Below are 19,787 nucleotides of genomic sequence, written 5' to 3'. Positions count from 1 at the left end.
AAACCGTGCAGGGGGGAGACCCACACATGACACAGCAGATGTACGACGAACCGCGGACTTCGGCTCCGAGAGACCCCGAGGAGCAGAAGCAGCGGCTGCGCAGACGGCTGGAGCGGCTGCTCGGCATCGCCGCGACCGAGGGCAACGAGCTCGTGCCGTTGCGCAACGGCGACGAGATCTTCCCGGCGATGCTGGCGGCCATCCGGGCCGCGGAGCACACCGTCGACATGATGACGTTCGTGTACTGGCGCGGCGAGGTCGCCCACGAGTTCGCCGCGGCCCTGGCCGAGCGGGCCCGCGCGGGTGTCCGGGTGCGGCTGCTGCTGGACGGCTTCGGGGCGAAGGAGATAGAGCGGGACCTGCTGGACGCCATGGACGAGGCCGGCGTCCAGGTGGCCTGGTTCCGCAGACCCACGCGCCTGTCGCCGATGCGGCAGAACCACCGCTGCCACCGCAAGGTGCTGGTCACCGACGAGCACACCGCCTTCACCGGTGGCGTGGGCATCGCGGAGGAGTGGTGCGGCGACGCGCGGAACCCGGACGAGTGGCGCGACACCCACGTCCAGGTCCGCGGCCCCGCGGTGGACGGCATCGCCGCGGCCTTCGCCCAGAACTGGGCCGAGTGCCACGACGACCTCTACGACGAGCACGACCGCTTCACCGCCCAGGAGCAGCCGGGCCGGGCCACGGTCCAGGTCGTGCGGGGCTCGGCCGCCTTCGGCTGGCAGGACATGCAGACGGTCCTGCGGGTCCTGATCACCTCGGCGCAGGAACGCCTGCGGCTGGCGACGGCCTACTTCGCCCCCGACACCTACTTCATCGACCTGTTGGCCGCGGCGGCCCGCCGCGGGGTCCGGGTCGAGATCCTGCTGCCCGGCCCGCACACCGATCAGCGGGCGTGCCTGCTGGCCGGGCGGCAGCACTACCAGACGCTGGTCGACGCCGGTGTGGACGTGCGGGAGTACCAGCCGACCATGCTCCACACGAAGATCATCACGGTGGACGGGGTCTGCTCGCTCATCGGCTCCACCAACTTCAACCGCCGCTCCATGGAGCACGACGAGGAGGTCGTCCTGGCCGTCCTGGACGAGGACTTCACGGCGGAGCTCGACGCCGACTTCGATGCCGACCGGAAGCGGAGCGAGCCGATCGACCCCTGCCGCTGGAAGCGGCGGCCCCTGCCCATGCGCCTCGCCGAGGCCGCGGTGACCCCGATCCGGCGCTTCCTGTGAGAACGCCGGGGGCCGGTGCGTCCGGCCCCCGGAGGCGGGGCTACGGCAGGTTGCGCGCCATGACGATGCGCTGGACCTGGTTGGTGCCTTCGTAGATCTGCGTGATCTTGGCGTCGCGCATCATGCGCTCCACCGGGTAGTCGCGGGTGTAGCCGTATCCACCGAGGAGCTGGACCGCGTCCGTCGTGACCTCCATCGCCACGTCCGAGGCGAAGCACTTGGCGGCGGCGCCCAGGTAGGTGAGGTCGGCGTCGACGCGCTGGGAGGCGGCGGCGGCCTGGTAGGTCAGGGCACGGGCGGCCGAGATCTTCATGGCCATGTCGGCGAGCATGAACTGGATGCCCTGGAAGTCGGCGATCGGCTTGCCGAACTGCTTGCGCTCCTGGACGTAGCCCTTGGCGTAGTCGAGGGCGCCCTGGGCGATGCCGAGGGCCTGGGCGGCGATGGTGATGCGGGTGTGGTCGAGGGTCTTCATCGCCGTGGCGAAGCCGGTGCCCTCCTCGCCGATCATGCGGTCGGCGGGGATGCGGACGTTGTCGAGGTAGACCTCGCGGGTCGGGGAGCCCTTGATGCCGAGCTTCTTCTCCGGCGCGCCGAAGGAGACGCCCTCGTCGGACTTCTCGACGACGAAGGCGGAGATGCCCTTGGAGCGCTTGGCGGGGTCGGTGACGGCCATCACCGTGTAGTACTCGGACTCACCCGCGTTGGTGATCCAGCGCTTCACGCCGTTGAGGACCCAGAAGTCGCCGTCGCGGACGGCCTTGGTCTTCATGCCGGCCGCGTCGGAGCCGGCGTCCGGCTCGGAGAGGCAGTAGGAGAACATGCCGTCGCCCTTGGCGAGCGGGGTCATGTACTTCTTCTTCAGGTCCTCGGAGCCGGAGAGGATCACCGGCAGCGAGCCCAGCTTGTTGACGGCCGGGATGAGGGAGGAGGAGGCGCAGACCCGGGCGACCTCTTCGATCACTATGACGGTGGCCAGCGCGTCGGCGCCGGAGCCGCCGTACTCCTCGGGTACGTGCACGGCGTGCAGGTCGTTCGCAACCAGCGCCTGGAGGGCCTCCTGCGGGAAGCGGGCCTCCTCGTCCACCGCGGCGGCGTGCGGCGCGATCTTCGCCTCGGCCAGTGAGCGGACGGCGTCACGGAGCATGTCGTGCTCCTCGGACGGGCGGTACAGGTCGAAGTCAGCCGATCCGGCCAAGGTCTCTCACGCTCCAAAACGCTGCGATGGTGGCGCTAACTACCGTTAAGTAATCAAAAGTTTATGGGGTCGCCCACCGGAGGGATACGTGAGCTAGGCGACAGCCGAGAAGTTGCCCAGTGAAGGGCGCCGCCATGCCCCGGCTATGCTCGGGCGCGCACCGCATGCCGTAGACCCCTGGAGCACCCATGGCCCTGAAGATCACCGTGATCGGCACCGGTTATCTCGGCGCGACACACGCGGCGGCCATGGCCGAGCTGGGCTTCGAGGTGCTCGCCCTCGACGTCGTGCGCGAGAAGATCGAGAAGCTGGAGCGGGCCGAGGCCCCGATGTACGAGCCGGGGCTCGAGGACCTGCTGCGCAAGCACGTCGCCGGCATCGACGGCTCCAGCGGCCGGCTGCGCTTCACCCAGGACTGGGCCGAGATCGGTGCCTTCGGCGATGTGCACTTCGTCTGTGTGAACACCCCGCAGCGGCACGGCGAGTACGCCTGCGACATGAGCTACGTCGACTCCGCGATCGCCTCGCTGGCCCCGCATCTGCACGGCCCGGCGCTGGTGGTCGGCAAGTCGACCGTGCCGGTCGGCTCCGCGGACCGCCTCGCGGCCTACCTGGCCGCGCACGCGCCCGCGGGCGAGGACGCCGAGCTGGCATGGAACCCGGAGTTCCTGCGCGAGGGCTTCGCCGTGGACGACACGCTGCACCCCGACCGTCTCGTGGTGGGGGTGCGCAGTGAGCGGGCCGAGAAGCTGCTGCGGGAGGTGTACGCCACGCCGATCGCCGAGGGTTCGCCGTTCGTGGTCACGGACTTCCCGACCTCGGAGCTGGTGAAGACCTCCGCGAACTCCTTCCTCGCCACGAAGATCTCGTTCATCAACGCGATGGCGGAGGTGTGCGAGGCCGCGGGCGGTGACGTCGCGAAGCTGGCCGAGGCCATCGGCTACGACGACCGGATCGGCAAGAAGTTCCTGCGGGCCGGGATCGGCTTCGGCGGCGGGTGCCTGCCGAAGGACATCCGGGCGTTCATGGCGCGCGCCGGTGAGCTGGGCGCGGACCAGGCGCTGACGTTCCTGCGGGAGATCGACTCGATCAACATGCGCCAGCGCGGGCAGATGGTGGAGCTGGCCCGGCAGGCGCTGGGCGGCGGGCCGTTCCTGGGCAAGCGGGTAGCGGTGCTGGGCGCGACCTTCAAGCCCGACTCGGACGACGTGCGGGACTCCCCCGCGCTGAACGTCGCCGGGCAGATCCACCTCCAGGGCGGCCAGGTCACGGTCTACGACCCGAAGGGCATGGACAACGCCCGCGGTGTGTTCCCGACGCTCGGCTACGCCGACTCGGCGCTGGACGCCGTGCGCGGGGCCGACATCGTGCTGCACCTGACGGAGTGGCGGGAGTTCCGCGAGCTGGACGCCGAGGCGCTCGGCGAGGTCGCGGCGGCCCGCCTCATCCTGGACGGGCGCAACGCCCTCGACCCGGAGCGCTGGCGCAAGGCCGGCTGGACGTACCGGGCGATGGGGCGTCCGAAGGCCTGAGCGCGCGAGGGACGCGGAGACAGGTGACGCCGGTTCGGCCGAGGCTCAGTCGGCCGAACCGGCGTCATCGTGCATTCTGCACCACCGGGCCGTGCGGCGGGGCGGGCACAGGGCTTCCGGCGGAGCTCCCTGGAAGGAGCGGCGGCGTCCGGCACGGGCTCCCGGCGGGCCGCCGGAGTGTCCTGTAGGGGAGCCACCTCGTCTTTCGTCCGCTGCGCGGCGAGTGCGGTGGCGCGGCGAGCGCGTGCCGGGCGGCGGCGGGAAGCGGACCGGCCGCGGCCGGAGGGCGTGCCGGGCGGCGGCACGAGCGCAGACCGGCTGCGGCCCGAGCGCGTGTCGGGTGGCGCAGGAACACAGGCCGGCGGTCCGCCGGAGCGCGTGCCGGGCAGCGGCGGGAACGCGGACCGGCTGCGGCCGGTGGGCGTGCCGGGCGGATGCACGAGCGCAGACCGGCGGTCCGCCGGAGCCCACGGGCGACGGCACGAACGCAGGCGCGACGGCCCGAGCATGTGCCGGGCGGTCGCCGCGCCGCTGGTCCGCCGGAAGCCTCCTATGTCTCCTTGGCCCGGTAGCGGCGCATCTTGGCGCGGGCCCCGCAGACCTGCATGGAGCACCAGCGGCCGCGGCCGGCCGGGCTGCGGTCGTAGTAGGCCCAGTGGCAATCGGCGGCCTCGCAGGCCTTGAGGCGGGTCCAGGTGCCGGCGACCAGGGCCTCGGCGACGGCGGTGGCCACGCGTGCGTGCAGGGAGCGGTCGTCGGCGGGGGCGAGGGCGGCCGAGCCGTCCGCCGCGTCGACCGTGACGAGGAGCGGGGCCTCGGCCAGGAGCGCGCCGAGGGGGGTGACCTCGTGGTGCGGCGGGTGGCCGGCGTGGGCGAGGAGGGTCGCGCGCAGCGACTCGCGCAGGGTGCGGGCCCGGTCCGTCCCGTCCGCGGTGATGCCGAGGCGCGCCCGCCCCTCGGGGGTGTCCAGCGCGTCGGCGCCGGACTCCAGGTCCAGCGTGTTCACCAGGGCCTCGACCAGGGCCAGGCCGCCGGGCGCGGGCGATCTCTCCGTCATGGCTGGACCGTACCTCTCGCGATTTCCCTTGCGAGGTTACCTCCTATGGGGGAGCATGCAGTAACGGTTACTGGTTGCCCACCTCTGTGGGTAACGGCGGCTTCAAGGAGGAAGTCATGACTCTCGCCAAGTTGGGTGTCGTCGTCCTGGACTGTCCGGACCCGCGCGCGCTGGCCGGTTTCTACGCCGAGGTGCTGGGCGGCACGCCGACGGTGGAGACCGACGGGGAGGAGGAGTGGGTCGATCTGAAGGTGCCGGGCGGCACGCCGCTGGCCTTCCAGTCCTCCCCCGGGTACGTGCCTCCGACGTGGCCGTCCCCGGACGGCGCGCAGCAGTTCCACCTCGACCTCGTGGTGGAGGATCTGGACGCGGCCGAGAAGGGCTTGCTGGCGCTCGGGGCGAAGCCGCTGGACGCCGAGGACCGGGAGCGGAGCTTCCGGGTTTACGCCGACCCGGCCGGGCACCCGTTCTGCCTCTGCGCCTGCTGACCTCCGGAGGCCCCATGTCCGCCGTGGCACGTTTCCGTTCCGTCGTAGTCGACTGCCCCGACCCCCGCGAGCTGGCCCGCTTCTACGCGCGGGTCGGCGGCGGCACGCCGGAGGACGCCGACCCCGACTGGGTGGTGCTCCGCGTCCCCGGCGGGCCCCGGCTGGCCTTCCAGCGTTCCCCCGGCCACACCCCGCCGGAGTGGCCGCGGGAGGACCGCAACTCCCAGCAGTTCCACCTGGACTTCGACGCCGGGTCGACCTGGGACGAGATCGACGCGGCCGAGGAGCGGGTGCTGGCGCTGGGCGCACGGGTGCTGGACAAGGAGGACGACGTGAAGAAGGACTTCCGCGTCTACGCCGACCCGGCGGGACACCCGTTCTGCCTGTGCCGGATCGAGTCCGGCTGATCAGAAGCCCCTAGGTGTCCAGCTCCGAGATCGTCGCCGTCGACGCTTCGCGGCGCTGCTGTGCGGCCCGGGCCGTGAAGTCGGCGCCGCGCAGCACGCGCTGGACGTTGTTCCAGGTCAGCAGGGCCACGTCGGCTTCGTCCCAGCCGCGTCGCAGCAGCTCGGCGATCAGCCGCGGGTAGCAGGAGGTGTCGCCGAGCTCCTGCGGGTGGGCGGCGCCGGAGTCGTAGGTGCCGGACAGCCCGACGCAGTGCGCCCCCGCCACGGCGCGGATGTGGTCGAGATGGTCGGCGACGTCGCGGACGGTGGGACCGGTCTGCTCGGCGGTGAGCGGCACCAGGCACAGCCCCTTGGCCGCGCCCAGCTCCGCCAGCAGGTCGTCGGGGAGGTTCGCCGGATGGGGGCGCAGAGTGCGGGCGGCGGAGCGGCTGAACAGCACGGGCGCCCGGGACAGGCTCAGGACGCGGCGGACGGTCGGGGCGGAGGCACCGGAGAGGTCGGCGATCACGCCGAGGCGGTTCATCTCGCGCACGACCTCCTCGCCGAACCGGGTCAGCCCCGCGTCGCCGGCCCAGGACACCCCGGTCAGCGTGAGGACGCGCAGGCCGAGCAGGTGCAGCTGGCGCAGGATGCCGAGCGAGTCACCGAGGGCGGGGGCCCCGGCGGGGCCGAGGAGCACGGCGACGCGGCCGCGGTTGCGGGCGTCCGCGACCTGCCCGGCCGTGCAGGCCGGCCGCAGGCCCTCCTCGCAGCTCCGGACGACGGTCTTGGCCAGGTCCAGCTGCTCCAGGGTGGCGCCGACGGCCCGGTCGCCGTCGAGGCCCTCGGGCAGGCGCAGCGACCAGAACAGGGCACCCACATGGCCGCTGCGCAGCCGGGGCACATCCGTGTCGACGGTGCTCTCGCCCTCCTCCAAGTCGTACCAGGGCAGACGCTTGAGCGCCCAGGGCAGTCCGTTGTAGCCGTCGGCGACGGGGTGCGCGGCGAGGATGGCACGGGCCCGGGTCATGGGCGCGCCGTCCGGGTCGGAGACGGGCTCGTAGAACTCCGCCGTGACGATGCCCTCGTCGGGGAACAGCGCGGCCGGCTCGTCGAAGTCGGCCGCGGCGGTGGGGCGCAGGTCGTCCTGGAGGTCTGCCATGGCGGCTCCGTACGGTCGTTCGTGAGGTACGGTCACCGTCACACGGAGCGGGATGCGGTTCCTGGTGGGCGGGGCGTTCGGAGTACGGATCCGGCCGGGCGCGCAGGTGCTCTCAGGGCAGCCGGACCGCCTCGATGACCTCGTCCAGGGTGTCCTGATCGCCCTGGGCAGGCCCTTCCTGGCCAACCCCGACCTGGTGACCCGGCTACGGCTCGGAGCGCCGCTCAACGAGCCGCGCGACCGGTATTTCATGTACGTGGGCGGGGCGGCCGGCTACACCGACTACCCCGCCCTCGACGATCAGCCGGCGGGTGCGTCCAGCGACTCGATCGTGGCGTTGGACGGCGGCCGCGTCGCCTGAAGCCCCCGGGCCACGTCCTGTGCCGCGTCCAGGACCCGGACCGCGTTCTTCCAGGTCAGCTTGGCCAGATCGGCCTTGGACCAGCCGCGGTCGAGCAGTTCCGCGAGGAGGTTCGGGTAGCCGGAGACGTCCGCGAGGCCCTCGGGGGTGAAGGCCGTGCCGTCGTAGTCGCCGCCGATGCCGACGTGGTCGATGCCGGCCGCCTCGCGCATGTGGTCCAGGTGGTCGGCGACCGTCGCCACCGTCGCGAGCGGGCGCGGCCGCCGCTCCTCGAAGGCGCGGTGGACCTTCATGGCCTCCGCGGTCGTGTCGAGGGGGTGGAAGCCGTGGGCGCGCATGTTCTCGTCGGCCGCGGCCGTCCAGTCGACCGCCGCCTGGAGCACGAACTTCGGCACGAACGTCACCATCGCGACGCCGCCGTTGGCGGGCAGCCGTTCCAGGACGTCGTCCGGGACGTTGCGCGGGTGGTCGCACACGGCCCGTGCGGAGGAGTGGGAGAAGATCACCGGGGCCGAGCTCGCGTCGAGCGCGTCCCGCATGGTCGTCGCGGCCACGTGCGAGAGGTCGACGAGCATGCCGAGCCGGTTCATCTCCCGGACGACCTCGCGGCCGAACGCGGTGAGGCCGCCGGCCTTCGGCTCGTCGGTCGCGGAGTCCGCCCAGTCCACGTTGTCGTTGTGGGTGAGGGTCATGTACCGCACGCCGAGGCCGTACAGACCGCGCAGGGTGCCCAGGGAGTTGGCGATGGAGTGGCCGCCCTCCGCCCCCATGAGCGAGGCGATGCGGCCCTCCCCGCGCGCGGCCTCCATGTCGGCGGCGGTGAGCGCCGGGTGCAGGTCCCCGGGGTGACGCGCCAGCAACTGCCGTACGCAGTCGATCTGTTCGAGCGTGGCGGCGACCGGGTCGGGCGAGTCCGTGCGGACGTACACCGACCAGTACTGCGCGCCGACCCCGCCCGCGCGCAGCCGGGGGATGTCGGTGTGCAGGTGGGCGCTCTGGTCGGCGGCGATGTCCCGCGCGTCGAGGTCGTAGCGGACCTGCGAGCGCAGCGCCCAGGGCAGGTCGTTGTGGCCGTCGACGACCGGGAACTCGCTCAGGAGTTCCCGGGCCGCCTCCAGGGAGGTCACCGTCGTCACTTCCCGGCGCCGAAGCCGAACCCGCCCGCGCCCTCGACCTTGGAGCGCAGGCGCTTGCCCTTCTCGGTGGCCTGGTCGTTGAGCTCCTGCTGGAACTCGCGCATGCGGCCGCGCAGTTCCTCGTCGTGCGCGGCGAGGATGCGGGCCGCGAGCAGACCGGCGTTGCGGGCCCCGGCGACGGAGACCGTGGCGACGGGGACACCGGCCGGCATCTGCACGATGGACAGGAGGCTGTCCATGCCGTCGAGGTACTTCAGCGGCACGGGCACGCCGATGACCGGCAGCGGGGTCACGGAGGCGAGCATGCCGGGCAGGTGGGCGGCGCCGCCCGCCCCGGCGATGATCACCTTGAGCCCGCGGGCGTCGGCCTGCTCGCCGTAGGCGACCATCTCGCGCGGCATGCGGTGCGCGGAGACGACGTCGACCTCGTAGGCGATCTCGAACTCGTCGAGGGCCTTGGCGGCGGCCTCCATGACGGGCCAGTCGGAGTCCGACCCCATGACGATGCCAACAACAGGGCTCATTCGGTGATGGTGCCTCTCAGGTAGCCGGCTGCGTGACGGGCGCGCTCCAGCACGTCGTCCAGGTCGTCGCCGTAGGTGTTGACGTGACCGACCTTGCGGCCGGGCTTCACGTCCTTGCCGTACATGTGGATCTTGAGCTGGGGGTCGCGGGCCATGCAGTGCAGGTACGCGGAGTACATGTCGGGGTAGTCGCCGCCGAGGACGTTGACCATGACCGTCCACCCGGCGCGCGGGCGCGGGTCGCCGAGGGGCAGGTCGAGGACCGCGCGGACGTGGTTGGCGAACTGGCTGGTGACGGCGCCGTCCATCGACCAGTGGCCGGAGTTGTGCGGGCGCATCGCGAGCTCGTTGACGAGGATCCGGCCGTCGCGGGTCTGGAACAGCTCGACGGCGAGGTGCCCGACGACGTCGAGCTCCTTGGCGATGTTCAGGGCCATCTCCGAGGCCCGGACCGCGAGGCCCTCGTCGAGGCCGGGGGCCGGGGCGATGACCGTGTCGCAGACCCCGTTGACCTGGCGGGACTCGACCACCGGGTAGGCGACGGCCTGGCCGTGCGGGGAGCGGACGACGTTGGCGGCGAGCTCGCGGAGGAAGTCGACCTTCTCCTCGGCGAGCACCGGGACTCCGGCCTTGAACGGGTCGGCTGCCTCCTCGACGGAGTCGACGACCCACACGCCCTTGCCGTCGTAGCCACCGCGGACGGTCTTGAGGACGACCGGGAATCCGTCGCCCTCGGCCGCGAACGCGGCCACGTCCTGCGGATCGGAGACGATCCGGTGCCGGGGGCAGGGAACGCCGATCGCGTCGAGCTTCGCGCGCATCACCCCCTTGTCCTGGGCGTGCACGAGCGCGTCGGGGCCGGGGCGCACGGGGATGCCGTCCGCCTCCAGAGCCCTGAGGTGCTCGGTGGGCACGTGTTCGTGATCGAAGGTGATCACATCGCACCCACGGGCGAACTCGCGCAGCGTGTCGAGGTCGCGATAGTCGCCGATGACGACATCGCTCACGACCTGCGCAGCGGAGTCCTGCGGGGTGTCACTGAGGAGCTTGAACCTGATGCCCAGCGGGATGCCCGCCTCGTGTGTCATACGAGCGAGCTGGCCACCGCCGACCATGCCGACTACCGGGAACGTCACTCCCCCAGGGTAATGGCCGAGCCGGAGTGGCCGGTTTCCCGTCCCTCCCCGGGGCCGCCCGGACCATCTCCGGCCGTGCCCCGGCATCCACAGGAAGATCGCGCGGGAGGGTGGTTAGCATGGCTGGGTTGACGCCGACACACGGACGGGGGCCTGCACGGCCATGGGACATGGTGCCTCTCGGCTCCGGCGGCTCGTTCACGAAGTCGCCAAATTCGGCGCGGTGGGCGGTGCCGGGGTGCTGGTCAACCTCGTCGTCTTCAACCTGGTGCGGCACACCACCGACCTCCAGGTGGTGCGCGCCAGTGTCATCGCGACCGTCGTCGCGATCGTCTTCAACTACGTGGGCTTCCGTTACTTCACGTACCGCGACCGCGACAAGAGCCGCCGTACCCGTGAGATGACCCTGTTCCTGCTGTTCAGCGCGATCGGCCTGGTCATCGAGAACGGCGTCCTGTACGCGGCCACGTACGGCTTCGGCTGGAACACCCCGCTCCAGAACAACGTCTTCAAGTTCCTCGGCATCGGCGTCGCGACCCTGTTCCGCTTCTGGTCCTACCGCTCGTGGGTCTTTCGCGCGCTCCCCGCCCGGGAGACACCGGCGGCGACGGGCCCGGCTGCCCGGGTCCCGCAGAACGACGCGGCCGGCCCCCGGAAGACGAAGCAGCAGGTCCCGTAGCCCCCTAGCGGACCATCGGCTCCTCGTCCTGGGGCTTGGGCAGTGCCGTGCGGGACAGGAACAGGCCGAAGACCGGGGGCTTGGTCTGGAGCATCTCCAGGCGGCCGCCGTCGGCCTCCGCCAGGTCACGGGCCACCGCCAGGCCGATGCCGGTGGAGTTGCGGCCGCTGATCGTCCGTTCGAAGATGCGGGCGCCGAGGTCGGCGGGGACGCCGGGGCCCTCGTCCGTGACCTCGATGACCGCCTGGTTGCCGGTGACGCGGGTGCGCAGGGCGACCGTGCCGCCGCCGTGCATGAGGGAGTTCTCGATCAGCGCGGCCAGAACCTGCGCGACCGCGCCGGGCGTGCCCACCGCGCGCAGATGCCGCTTGCCGGAGCTGACGATCGCCCGACCCGCGCTGCGGTACGCCGGGCGCCACTCGGCGAGCTGCTGCTGGATGACCTCGTCGAGATCGAAGGAGACCGCGGAGCCGGTGCGCGGGTCGCGGGAGTTCGTCAGCAGCCGCTCCACGACGTCCGTCAGCCGCTCGACCTGCGTCAGCGCGATCGTCGCCTCCTCCTTCACGGTGTCCGGGTCGTCGGTGAGGGTGATCTCCTCCAGCCGCATCGACAGCGCCGTGAGCGGGGTGCGCAGCTGGTGGGAGGCGTCCGCGGCCAGCCGGCGTTCGGCGGTCAGCATGCGGGCGATGCGCTCGGCGGAGCCGTCCAGCACGTCGGCCACCCGGTCCAGCTCGGGCACCCCGTACCGCTTGTGCCGGGGGCGCGGATCACCCGAGCCGAGCCGCTCTGCGGTCTCCGCGAGGTCGGTCAGCGGCGACGCCAGCCGGTTCGCCTGGCGGACCGCCAGCAGCACCGCGGCGATCACAGCCAGCAGCGCGACCAGCGCGATGATCAGCAGCGTCCGGCCGACCTCCCGGGTCACCGAGGAGCGCGGCTCCTGGACGGTGACCGTCTCGCCCTCCTCACCGGGGGCGGTCGCGCTGATGACGTCCCCGGCGGGCTTCGTGCCGACCTCGATCGGCGCCTCGCCGGGGAGGCGGATCACCGCGTAGTAGTGGTCCTGGGTGACCTGGTCGCGCAGCACCTCCGCGTCGACCTGCTGCGCCCCGAAGAGCCGGCTGTCGACGATGCTGGCCAGCCGCACCGCCTCGGACTCCACCCGCTCCTGGGCGCTGTTGCTGATCGTCCGGGTCTCGACGATGACGAGCGAGACGCCGAAGACGGCGATCACGACCAGCACCACGGCGAGCGTGGACTGGATCAGTCGGCGGCGCATGTCCTGTTACCCGATCGCCCGTGCCTGCCTCACGGCTCAGCTCTTCTCGAAGCGGAAACCCACACCGCGCACGGTGGCGATGTAGCGCGGGTTGGCCGCGTCGTCGCCGAGCTTCTTGCGCAGCCAGGAGATGTGCATGTCGAGGGTCTTGGTCGACGACCACCAGGTCGTGTCCCAGACCTCGCGCATCAGCTGGTCGCGAGTGACGACCCGGCCCGCGTCGCGCACCAGCACCCGCAGCAGGTCGAACTCCTTCGCGGTGAGCTGGAGCTCCTCCTCGCCCATCCAGGCGCGGTGGGACTCGACGTCGATGCGCACGCCGTGGGTGGCGGGCGGCTGCTGCGGTTCGCTGGCGCCGCGCCGGAGCAGGGCCCGCACGCGGGCGAGCAGCTCGGCGAGCCGGAACGGCTTGGTGACGTAGTCGTCGGCGCCCGCGTCGAGACCGACGACGGTGTCCACCTCGTCGGCCCGCGCGGTGAGGATGAGGATCGGGATGGCGTGGCCTTCGCCCCGCAGGCGGCGGGCCACCTCCAGACCGTCCATGCCGGGCAGGCCGAGGTCGAGCACGACCAGGTCGATGCCCCCCTGCAGTCCGGCGTCGAGAGCGGTGGGTCCGTCCTCGCGGACCTCGACCTCGTAGCCCTCCCGGCGCAGAGCGCGGGCCAGCGGCTCCGAGATGGACGCATCGTCCTCGGCGAGCAGTACACGGGTCATGAGGTGATGGTAGACCTGCGACGCCCTGAGCTGGGGTGTGACCGGAAGCCTTGATTCTTACCGTAGGCATACCCGCTTCTTACGTTGCCGGGGTAGGCACACGAACCTCTGCCTCTGGGGTGCGATCCTGGTAAAGACCATGGAAACGTGGTGTGCAGTTCCCCCTCCACCTGTGATCCGTGTCTCAAGTCCTTCCATATGCGGCGGTGTCCTGCCGTATGGTGAATCGACGCCTGTAGCACCACGGCGACCTTCGGAGGCCATGTGCCCTGGAGGTCTCTTTTGTGTGCGGGCCGGTTCCCGCCGGCCCCCGAGAGAAACGACCTGTGGCCGGGCCTCGATGTGCGGCGACGCGCGTAGAGGCGTGGATCCCGGTGGCGACCGCCCACCGCTCCGTGACCCGGAGCGGACCCCCCGCAGGCGTCGGGCGGACGGCCGTACGCACCGGTGCCGGCAGCCCCCCACCGGGCGCACCACCGCTGCCGCGGGGCGCGTCCCGAGCAGCAAGGAACGACCATGGCGTCCAGCCTGACGAAGGACTCGGCCCGACCGGGCACCCCCGGTTCCGAGAAGACCTTCTTCGGCCACCCCCGCGGACTGGCCACTCTGTTCATGACCGAGATGTGGGAGCGCTTCTCCTACTACGGCATGAGGGCCCTGCTCCCGCTGTACCTGGTGGCCCCGGGTGGCCTGCACCTGAGCGCGGGCACAGCGACGGCGATCTACGCCGTGTACCTGTCGCTGGTGTACCTGCTCACCCTGCCCGGCGGCTGGTTCGCCGACCGGGTGCTCGGCCCCCGCAAGACGGTCGCCGTCGCGGGCCTGGTCATCATGCTCGGCCACCTGTGCCTGGCGCTGCCCGCCGCCGCGAGCTTCTACGTCGGCCTGGGCCTGGTCGCCATCGGTTCCGGTCTGCTGAAGGCCAACATCTCCACGATGGTCGGCCACCTCTACGACGGCCCGGAGGACCCGCGCCGCGACGGTGGCTTCACGGTCTTCTACATCGGCATCAACCTCGGCGCCTTCATCGCGCCGCTGGTCATCGGCACCGTCGGCGAGAGCGTCGACTGGCACCTGGGCTTCGCGCTGGCCGCACTCGGCATGGCGCTGGGCCTCGTGCAGTTCCTGCTCGGCAGCCGCCACCTGGACGCGAAGAGCAGCGAGGTCCCGACCCCGCTGTCGCCCGCCGAGAAGGCGTCCACCCTGCGCAAGGGCCTGATCTGGCTGGCCGTCGCCGTGGTCTTCTACGGCCTGGTGGGCGGCACCGGCCACTTCACCCTGAACTGGGCGCTCATCCCTCTGACGCTGCTCGGCCTGATCGTGCCGATCCTGGTCATCACCCGCATCCTGCGCGACAAGGACCTGGACTCCGGCGAGCGCTCGAAGGTGTCGGCCTACATCTGGTTCTTCGTCGCCGCCGCCGTGTTCTGGATGATCTACGACCAGGGCGGCTCGACCCTGTCGCTGTTCGCCGAGAAGAAGGCCGACAACACCGTCTTCGGCTGGGAGTTCCCGGTCTCCTGGTACCAGTCGGTCAACCCGGTCCTGATCATGGCGCTGGCGCCCGTCTTCGCCTGGCTGTGGCTGTGGCTGAACCGGCGCGGCAAGGAGCCGAGCACCATCGTGAAGTTCGCCTCCGGCCTGGTGCTGGTGGGTGCGTCCTTCTTCCTGTTCCTCGCCCCGCTGTCGATCGCGGAGGGCGGTCACAAGGCGGCCGCGATGTGGCTGGTGGCGATCTACTTCGTGCAGACCGTCGGTGAGCTGACCCTGTCGCCGGTGGGCCTGTCCGTGACGACGAAGATGGCACCGGCGAAGTACGCCTCGCAGATGATGGGCGTCTGGTTCCTCGCGGTCACCGCGGGCGACTCCGTCACCGCGCTGCTGTCCAACCCGGCCGTCGGCGGGATCAACCTCGACCGGACGGGCTTCGTGGCGCTGGAGGCGGCGCTGGCCGTGGTCGCCGGCTTCGCGGTGTACATGTACCGCAAGAAGGTCAAGGCCATGATGGGCGACGTCCGCTGACGCCGGTCACCGGATCCTGACGAAGGGCCGCCGCACCCCCCGGTGCGGCGGCCCTTCGTCGTGGCCTGCGCGGTCACGGCCTTCGCGCCTCGGACCGGTCGGCTTCCGGGGTGAACCAGGGCGGGGCCGACGACCTGCGGACGGCGGGCAGCCGCGTACGGCGGGCCGGCCGGGCCGCGTGGCCGGGGCGGGGCGGGTGCACCCGGTCGACCACGGCCAGCGCGGCACGCAGCAGCGCCGCCGGGACGACCAGCAGGACGAGGGCCCAGAACAAGGTCACGCCCCACGGGCGGCCCACGCCCCAGGGGTGTTCGGCGAGCACTTTGCCGCCGTACTTCAGCGACACGGTGTAGTCGCCGTGCGCCCCGGCCGCGAGCTCCACGGGCAGTTCGATACGGGCCTTGCCGCCGGGCCGGATCGTGCCCCGCCACCGCTGGTCCTGCCACTCGGGGGCGAACACGCCGTGCGAGGTGCCGACCTGGAAGACCGGGTCGCGCACAGGGGACGTGCCGACGTTGCCGACGGTGACCACGAGCGTCCGGGAGGGCGGGGAGCCGAACCAGGTGAGCAGACCGCCGGAGCCCCGCAGCCTGGTGTCGGCGAGCAGGGACAGCCGCCCACCGGCCGCGTCCGCGGGCAGCGGCTCGACGGCGTGCCCGGCGACCTGGAGGGCCGCGTCGTCCTCGGCCCCCGCTCCCGTCACGGTCGCCACGTGCACCACGCAGGGGCACGGCACCGGCGGCTCCACGACGGGCAGTTCACGGCGGAAGCGCCCCTGTGCGTCGGTGGTGACGGCCCGGCCGTCGGCATTGGCACAGGAGTTGGTGCCGCCGGTCACCCCCCGCTTCGGCTCGGCCTGCCCGCACACGAGCAGCGTCAGCAGGGCACGGGGCCGCCAGCCGCTGCCGCTGACGGTCACCGAACCGCCCGTCCCGGCCTGGGACGCGGACAGCTCGACCACGGGCCGCTCGACCGCCCCCGCGGGCCCCGCGCCCGCCAGGACCAGCAGCAGCGCGAGCAGAACCGGCAGTGACCCGAACACAGGACGGACGGCGGGCGGCATCGGCGGCTCCAGCGGTTGTGCGCTCAGCGGTTCACCTGCCAGGAGGGGTGCGCGGCGGTCAACGGCCCGCCCGGGCTCCCTGGTGACGCCGGGTCAGCCACAGGGCACCTGCCGCTCCGGCGAGCAGGACCGTGCCGCCGAGGGTGCCGAGGGCGACGGCCGAGTCCTCGGGTCCGGTCTGCGGAAGTCCGGCACCGGTGTCCGGACCGGAGCCGCCGCCCTGGGCGGAGCCGGTGGTGCCGCCGCCGGCCGTGACGTCGAGGGTGAGGGAGGGACCCGGGTCGTTCGTCGGAGTGCACGTGGTCGTCGTGCCGAGCGCCTTGATGGTGAGCACCCCTGCCGTGAAGGTGACCTCGCCGCTCTTCTTCGGCGTGTACGTGCCGCTCAGGTCACTGATCTTGATGGGCGTGTTGGCCGGGATCGCGGCGTCGTTGGCGGGGCCGGTCACCGACAGGGTGCCGCTGTCGGCGCCACCCAGGGCGATGGTGGCACTCGGCGTCATCGCGCCCTTGCCCAGTTCGACCGGGCTGGAGGAGACGCCCTTCTGCCAGGACATGGTGATGCGGTAGCCGCCGCCGCTCCTGACGCCCTTGATGTCGATGGGCGAGACGGCGCTCTTGTCGCCGATCGGCGTCTTGCACTGGTAGTTGACGTCGACGACCTCGGCCCGGGCGACGGGGGCGGCCATCCACACCGCCGAGCCGGCCAGGGCCGCGGCGGACGCGAGCACGGCGGTTCGTTTCCGGTACGACACGGTGCCGCTCCCCTTCCTGTTCCTGACGGCGCATCAGATAGGGCCGTCAAGGTACGCCCGGGGCGTCGAGGAAGGAAGAGACAGTGCGGGCCGGATCCACGGCGGGACGGTCACCCGTTCGGACGCACCATGGGCGTCCGCACAGGCCGGGAACCCGACAGGCCCGCACAGGACCGGACAGGTATGCACATAATCAAGCTGGTATGCCTGAAACGCCAGGCAATGCCCGAAACAGGGAAAGGCGCCCGATATCAGGCAGGTGCGCCCAGTTCCGCCCAGACCGTCTTGCCGGAGACTCCCGGCGTGCGGACGACCCCCCAGTCCAGGCACAGGCGCTGGACGATGAACATGCCATGACCACCCGGGCGACCGGCGCGGTGCGGGGTGCGGGGGGCCGGCTGACCGGTGCCCCGGTCCGTGACCTCGACGCGGATCACCTTGTTGTCGCAGGTGATGCGCAGCTGGTCCGGCCCCTCGGCGTGCAGGCAGGCGTTGGTGACCAGCTCGGAGACGACCAGCAGCACGTCCTCGGCGGCGGCCCGCTGATCGGCGGAGGCGGCGGGCAGCCAGCCCCACGCGTACAGCGCCTGGCGGGTGAAGTCGCGGGCCAGCGGAACGACGCCACTCTCCCCGTCGAAGCTCAGCCGGCGCACCTGCGGGCCCCCCGGCGGCGCCACGGCCCCGGACGGCGCACCCACGCCCTCGCCGGACGCACCGGCCGCCGCTACGCCACCCTCGGACGCCCCGGAAGCGCCGCCGGGCTCCGGCCCGCGGTCGCCCGGCGAATAAGGCCGGGTGGTGCTCATCAGCGCTTCACCTCACCGATTCACCAGTTCACGATTCAAAAAATTCACTGCACAGTCGGTCACACGGTCGGTCACACAGTGCGCGGGGCGTCGGTTTCGCGGCGCCCCCGCCACCCGGACGACCGACAGGTTCAGGATGTCTCCTGCCCTGGCGGGCGGGTGGAACACCCATGTATTCCGCACGAATGACGTGACAGGCCCGACACACCGGTCACAGGGGGATGGCCGAGGCGCCGCGCACCGACACACCGCCGGTCAGCCCGACTCGTCGGCCAGGGCCGCCTCGAGCGAGTCGTGGACGCTGAAGACCGCATCCGCGCCCGTGATCTCGAATACGCGTGCCACCACCGGCTGCATGCCGGCGAGCGAGACGCCGCCACCGGCGGCCTCCGCCTTCAGCCGCGCCCCGAGGAGCACGTTGAGCCCCGTGGAGTCGCAGAACTCCAGGCGCGCGCAATCGATGACCAGGCGCTTGAATCCCTTGGCGAGGCAGTCTTCGAGTGGCTCACGCAACAGATCGGCGGTGTGGTGATCCAACTCACCCGCCGGGGTCACGACGGCACTAGAGCCCTCTTCCCGCACCTCCACCAGAAGCCGGCCAGACTGTGCGCTGCCGACCGTCCCGCGGTCCATGCCGTCTCTCTCTCCCGACGTCGAGGTGGTTGCTGACGCCCTCGAACACTACGCCTTCCCAGCACGCTTCGACACCCGAACAACTACACACAAACGGACATATGCCCACAGAACGCACTTGCGGTGGGCTCGGGAAAGCGGGTAGGCCTAGTAAGGACACGTACCCGACACGGCCGGCTTTGGAGGCGCCGCACACCGCAGTGCACCTAACGGCTCCGGCAGCCATATGCCGAGAACGATGGAGGACATCATGTCACCCCGGCTCGACGCATCGCGTACCCAGAAAGCGACGTCGACACCCCCTCCGGAACATCTGGATCCCATCGAGCAGGACGAGATGCTCGTCACACAGGCCGGCCTTCTCGCCGGACTTCCGGACATCCCCCCGTACGAGGAAGTCGACGCGGTCGACGCCCGGGCCCTGTCCAAGACCCTCTTCGAGCGTCTGGAGACGCTGGAGGAAGGGACCCACGAGTACTCGTACGTCCGCAACACGCTCGTCGAACTGAACCTCGCGCTGGTCAAGTTCGCCGCCTCCCGGTTCCGCTCCCGCAGCGAGCCGATGGAGGACATCATCCAGGTCGGCACCATCGGCCTGATCAAGGCGATCGACCGCTTCGAGCTGTCCCGCGGTGTGGAGTTCCCCACGTTCGCGATGCCGACGATCGTCGGCGAGATCAAGCGCTTCTTCCGCGACACCTCGTGGTCCGTGCGCGTACCGCGGCGGCTCCAGGAGCTGCGGCTCGACCTGGCCAAGGCCGGGGACGAGCTGGCCCAGAAGCTGGACCGCGCCCCCACGGTGGCCGAACTGGCCGAGCGCCTCGGCCTCTCCAACGACGAGGTCGTCGAGGGCATGGCCGCGTCGAACGCCTACACCGCCTCCTCGCTGGACGCCCAGCCGGAGGAGGACGACTCCGAGGGCGCGCTCGCGGACCGCATCGGCTACGAGGACCACGGGCTCGAAGGCATCGAGTACGTCGAGTCGTTGAAGCCGCTGATAGCCGAACTGCCGCCGCGCGACCGCAAGATCCTGTCCCTGCGGTTCGTCGCGGGCATGACGCAGTCGGAGATCGGCGAAGAGCTCGGCATCTCGCAGATGCACGTCTCGCGTCTGCTGTCGCGGACGCTGGTGCGGCTGCGCAAGGGGCTGACCGTCGAGGAGTGATCCCCGGCCGGGGTGTACGTGTCCCTCGGGGGCGGGCCGGACGGCCCGCCCCGGGGCGCGTGACACCCGTGGTCCCGGCGGCTCTTCAGGAGCTCAGGAACAGCGCGGCCGTCGGCAGCAGCGGGGCCGTCAGGCTCAGCGGCCGGTAGGTGTGCGGAGCGAGGGTCGTCCCGCGCCGCAACGGCCTGTTGGCGAGCCACCAGACCAGGCCGTAGAGCGTGACGACCGGGACCACGATCACGAGCCACAGGGCCATGCCGTCGTTCTCGGTCGGTTCCCGCGTGGTCCAGCCGGCCGCGGCGAGCGGCCCGTTCGCCGCGAGGTACCACAACAGCCAGAACGGCACCACGCCCGGTATTCCGAGCAGTACGTTGACCACGAGTGGTGCCGACCAGTGCTTCGTCATCCGTCCCCGCCCTCCGCTGCTGCCGGTCGTCCTGCGACGCGGCATCGCATCATCGCG

Annotated in this window: 20 protein-coding genes and 1 pseudogene; 8 read left to right on the top strand and 13 right to left on the bottom strand. The window is 71.5% G+C overall.

Annotated elements, in window-relative coordinates; all coding sequences use genetic code 11:
* The first annotated feature begins 38 nt into the window (after positions 1 to 38).
* Complete coding sequence (locus HNR57_RS20220) at positions 39 to 1,232, top strand: phospholipase D-like domain-containing protein (RefSeq protein ID WP_184561461.1); 1,194 nt, start codon at positions 39 to 41, stop codon at positions 1,230 to 1,232.
* A 40-nt stretch (positions 1,233 to 1,272) separates the two neighbouring features.
* Here HNR57_RS20220 and HNR57_RS20215 read toward each other — a convergent pair whose 3' ends face one another.
* Positions 1,273 to 2,430: an acyl-CoA dehydrogenase family protein gene (locus HNR57_RS20215; RefSeq protein ID WP_184561396.1), complete on the bottom strand. Its 1,158-nt coding sequence runs from the start codon at positions 2,428 to 2,430 to the stop codon at positions 1,273 to 1,275.
* Positions 2,431 to 2,618: 188 nt separating this feature from the next.
* On the opposite strand from HNR57_RS20215, the gene HNR57_RS20210 reads away from it, so the two are divergent.
* Entirely contained in the window at positions 2,619 to 3,962 is a 1,344-nt protein-coding gene (locus tag HNR57_RS20210; RefSeq protein WP_184561395.1) for a UDP-glucose dehydrogenase family protein, read from the top strand.
* Positions 3,963 to 4,512: 550 nt separating this feature from the next.
* Here HNR57_RS20210 and HNR57_RS20205 read toward each other — a convergent pair.
* On the bottom strand, positions 4,513 to 5,019 hold the full coding sequence (locus HNR57_RS20205) for a CGNR zinc finger domain-containing protein (protein ID WP_184561394.1): 507 nt from the start codon (positions 5,017 to 5,019) through the stop codon (positions 4,513 to 4,515).
* A gap of 116 nt (positions 5,020 to 5,135) precedes the next feature.
* Here HNR57_RS20205 and HNR57_RS20200 point away from each other — a divergent pair, with 116 nt between their 5' ends.
* Positions 5,136 to 5,507 (top strand): VOC family protein, encoded by a 372-nt coding sequence (locus HNR57_RS20200; protein ID WP_184561393.1) that lies wholly within the window; start codon positions 5,136 to 5,138, stop codon positions 5,505 to 5,507.
* A gap of 14 nt (positions 5,508 to 5,521) precedes the next feature.
* Positions 5,522 to 5,914: a VOC family protein gene (locus tag HNR57_RS20195; RefSeq protein ID WP_184561392.1), complete on the top strand. Its 393-nt coding sequence runs from the start codon at positions 5,522 to 5,524 to the stop codon at positions 5,912 to 5,914.
* A gap of 10 nt (positions 5,915 to 5,924) precedes the next feature.
* Here HNR57_RS20195 and HNR57_RS20190 read toward each other — a convergent pair whose 3' ends face one another.
* Entirely contained in the window at positions 5,925 to 7,055 is a 1,131-nt protein-coding gene (locus HNR57_RS20190) for a dipeptidase (RefSeq protein ID WP_184561391.1), read from the bottom strand.
* Between the two features lie 154 nt (positions 7,056 to 7,209).
* Here HNR57_RS20190 and HNR57_RS20185 point away from each other — a divergent pair.
* Positions 7,210 to 7,416: pseudogene (locus HNR57_RS20185) on the top strand (alkene reductase); the annotation flags it as partial.
* Here HNR57_RS20185 and HNR57_RS20180 read toward each other — a convergent pair.
* The 3 genes from HNR57_RS20180 to HNR57_RS20170 are packed head-to-tail and all read right to left on the bottom strand — an operon-like array spanning position 7,356 to position 10,212.
* On the bottom strand, positions 7,356 to 8,543 hold the full coding sequence (locus tag HNR57_RS20180) for a dipeptidase (RefSeq protein WP_184561390.1): 1,188 nt from the start codon (positions 8,541 to 8,543) through the stop codon (positions 7,356 to 7,358). The pseudogene HNR57_RS20185 and the gene HNR57_RS20180 overlap by 61 nt on opposite strands.
* 5 nt (positions 8,544 to 8,548) lie before the next feature.
* Positions 8,549 to 9,076 (bottom strand): 5-(carboxyamino)imidazole ribonucleotide mutase, encoded by a 528-nt coding sequence (gene purE / locus HNR57_RS20175; RefSeq protein ID WP_106974440.1) that lies wholly within the window; start codon positions 9,074 to 9,076, stop codon positions 8,549 to 8,551.
* Positions 9,073 to 10,212: a 5-(carboxyamino)imidazole ribonucleotide synthase gene (locus tag HNR57_RS20170; protein WP_184561389.1), complete on the bottom strand. Its 1,140-nt coding sequence runs from the start codon at positions 10,210 to 10,212 to the stop codon at positions 9,073 to 9,075. The genes purE and HNR57_RS20170 overlap by 4 nt, the downstream gene beginning before the upstream one ends.
* A gap of 163 nt (positions 10,213 to 10,375) precedes the next feature.
* On the opposite strand from HNR57_RS20170, the gene HNR57_RS20165 reads away from it, so the two are divergent.
* The gene (locus HNR57_RS20165) at positions 10,376 to 10,891 is read left to right on the top strand and encodes a GtrA family protein (protein WP_221342697.1); all 516 of its coding nucleotides are present in this window, start codon (positions 10,376 to 10,378) and stop codon (positions 10,889 to 10,891) included.
* 4 nt (positions 10,892 to 10,895) lie between these two features.
* Here HNR57_RS20165 and HNR57_RS20160 read toward each other — a convergent pair whose 3' ends face one another.
* Both HNR57_RS20160 and HNR57_RS20155 read right to left on the bottom strand, forming a co-directional pair.
* Entirely contained in the window at positions 10,896 to 12,167 is a 1,272-nt protein-coding gene (locus tag HNR57_RS20160; RefSeq protein WP_184561388.1) for a sensor histidine kinase, read from the bottom strand.
* A 36-nt stretch (positions 12,168 to 12,203) separates the two neighbouring features.
* A complete protein-coding gene (locus HNR57_RS20155) occupies positions 12,204 to 12,881 on the bottom strand; it encodes a response regulator transcription factor (RefSeq protein WP_062927250.1) in 678 nt (225 codons plus the stop codon).
* A gap of 516 nt (positions 12,882 to 13,397) precedes the next feature.
* Between HNR57_RS20155 and HNR57_RS20150 the strand changes: the two genes are divergently transcribed.
* Complete coding sequence (locus HNR57_RS20150; RefSeq protein ID WP_184561387.1) at positions 13,398 to 14,903, top strand: peptide MFS transporter; 1,506 nt, start codon at positions 13,398 to 13,400, stop codon at positions 14,901 to 14,903.
* Between the two features lie 73 nt (positions 14,904 to 14,976).
* On the opposite strand, the gene HNR57_RS20145 is transcribed toward HNR57_RS20150, so the two are convergent.
* From HNR57_RS20145 to HNR57_RS20130, 4 genes are all read right to left on the bottom strand, one after another.
* Positions 14,977 to 15,966: a hypothetical protein gene (locus tag HNR57_RS20145; protein ID WP_184561386.1), complete on the bottom strand. Its 990-nt coding sequence runs from the start codon at positions 15,964 to 15,966 to the stop codon at positions 14,977 to 14,979.
* Positions 15,967 to 16,024: 58 nt separating this feature from the next.
* Positions 16,025 to 16,720 carry an LPXTG cell wall anchor domain-containing protein gene (locus tag HNR57_RS20140; RefSeq protein ID WP_184561385.1) on the bottom strand — a complete coding sequence of 232 codons (696 nt, stop codon included), beginning with the start codon at positions 16,718 to 16,720 and terminating at the stop codon, positions 16,025 to 16,027.
* A gap of 251 nt (positions 16,721 to 16,971) precedes the next feature.
* A complete protein-coding gene (locus HNR57_RS20135) occupies positions 16,972 to 17,526 on the bottom strand; it encodes an ATP-binding protein (RefSeq protein ID WP_184561384.1) in 555 nt (184 codons plus the stop codon).
* A 255-nt stretch (positions 17,527 to 17,781) separates the two neighbouring features.
* Positions 17,782 to 18,159, bottom strand: coding sequence for an STAS domain-containing protein (locus tag HNR57_RS20130; protein WP_031102780.1), 378 nt, complete (start codon positions 18,157 to 18,159; stop codon positions 17,782 to 17,784).
* Between the two features lie 238 nt (positions 18,160 to 18,397).
* Here HNR57_RS20130 and HNR57_RS20125 point away from each other — a divergent pair, with 238 nt between their 5' ends.
* Positions 18,398 to 19,324, top strand: coding sequence for an RNA polymerase sigma factor SigF (locus HNR57_RS20125; protein ID WP_184561383.1), 927 nt, complete (start codon positions 18,398 to 18,400; stop codon positions 19,322 to 19,324).
* 85 nt (positions 19,325 to 19,409) lie between these two features.
* On the opposite strand, the gene HNR57_RS20120 is transcribed toward HNR57_RS20125, so the two are convergent.
* Positions 19,410 to 19,730 (bottom strand): hypothetical protein, encoded by a 321-nt coding sequence (locus HNR57_RS20120; RefSeq protein WP_184561382.1) that lies wholly within the window; start codon positions 19,728 to 19,730, stop codon positions 19,410 to 19,412.
* Positions 19,731 to 19,787: the final 57 nt, after the last annotated feature.

The organism is Streptomyces paradoxus (assembly GCF_014202475.1).
Taxonomy (GTDB): Bacteria; Actinomycetota; Actinomycetes; order Streptomycetales; family Streptomycetaceae; genus Streptomyces; species Streptomyces paradoxus.
The sequence above is the reverse complement of the archived record's forward strand: the minus strand, read 5'-3'. Positions and strand labels throughout refer to the sequence as shown.

Coding starts and splice junctions, on each gene's coding strand:
- HNR57_RS20155 (WP_062927250.1), bottom strand. CDS start 12,881: ATGACCCGTGTACTGCTCGCCGAGGACGATGCGTCCATCTCGGAGCCG.
- HNR57_RS20135 (WP_184561384.1), bottom strand. CDS start 17,526: ATGAGCACCACCCGGCCTTATTCGCCGGGCGACCGCGGGCCGGAGCCC.
- HNR57_RS20195 (WP_184561392.1), top strand. CDS start 5,522: ATGTCCGCCGTGGCACGTTTCCGTTCCGTCGTAGTCGACTGCCCCGAC.
- HNR57_RS20150 (WP_184561387.1), top strand. CDS start 13,398: ATGGCGTCCAGCCTGACGAAGGACTCGGCCCGACCGGGCACCCCCGGT.
- HNR57_RS20205 (WP_184561394.1), bottom strand. CDS start 5,019: ATGACGGAGAGATCGCCCGCGCCCGGCGGCCTGGCCCTGGTCGAGGCC.
- HNR57_RS20200 (WP_184561393.1), top strand. CDS start 5,136: ATGACTCTCGCCAAGTTGGGTGTCGTCGTCCTGGACTGTCCGGACCCG.
- HNR57_RS20125 (WP_184561383.1), top strand. CDS start 18,398: ATGGAGGACATCATGTCACCCCGGCTCGACGCATCGCGTACCCAGAAA.
- HNR57_RS20165 (WP_221342697.1), top strand. CDS start 10,376: ATGGGACATGGTGCCTCTCGGCTCCGGCGGCTCGTTCACGAAGTCGCC.
- HNR57_RS20220 (WP_184561461.1), top strand. CDS start 39: ATGTACGACGAACCGCGGACTTCGGCTCCGAGAGACCCCGAGGAGCAG.
- HNR57_RS20190 (WP_184561391.1), bottom strand. CDS start 7,055: ATGGCAGACCTCCAGGACGACCTGCGCCCCACCGCCGCGGCCGACTTC.
- HNR57_RS20145 (WP_184561386.1), bottom strand. CDS start 15,966: ATGCCGCCCGCCGTCCGTCCTGTGTTCGGGTCACTGCCGGTTCTGCTC.
- HNR57_RS20120 (WP_184561382.1), bottom strand. CDS start 19,730: ATGACGAAGCACTGGTCGGCACCACTCGTGGTCAACGTACTGCTCGGA.
- HNR57_RS20210 (WP_184561395.1), top strand. CDS start 2,619: ATGGCCCTGAAGATCACCGTGATCGGCACCGGTTATCTCGGCGCGACA.
- purE (WP_106974440.1), bottom strand. CDS start 9,076: ATGAGCCCTGTTGTTGGCATCGTCATGGGGTCGGACTCCGACTGGCCC.
- HNR57_RS20130 (WP_031102780.1), bottom strand. CDS start 18,159: ATGGACCGCGGGACGGTCGGCAGCGCACAGTCTGGCCGGCTTCTGGTG.
- HNR57_RS20160 (WP_184561388.1), bottom strand. CDS start 12,167: ATGCGCCGCCGACTGATCCAGTCCACGCTCGCCGTGGTGCTGGTCGTG.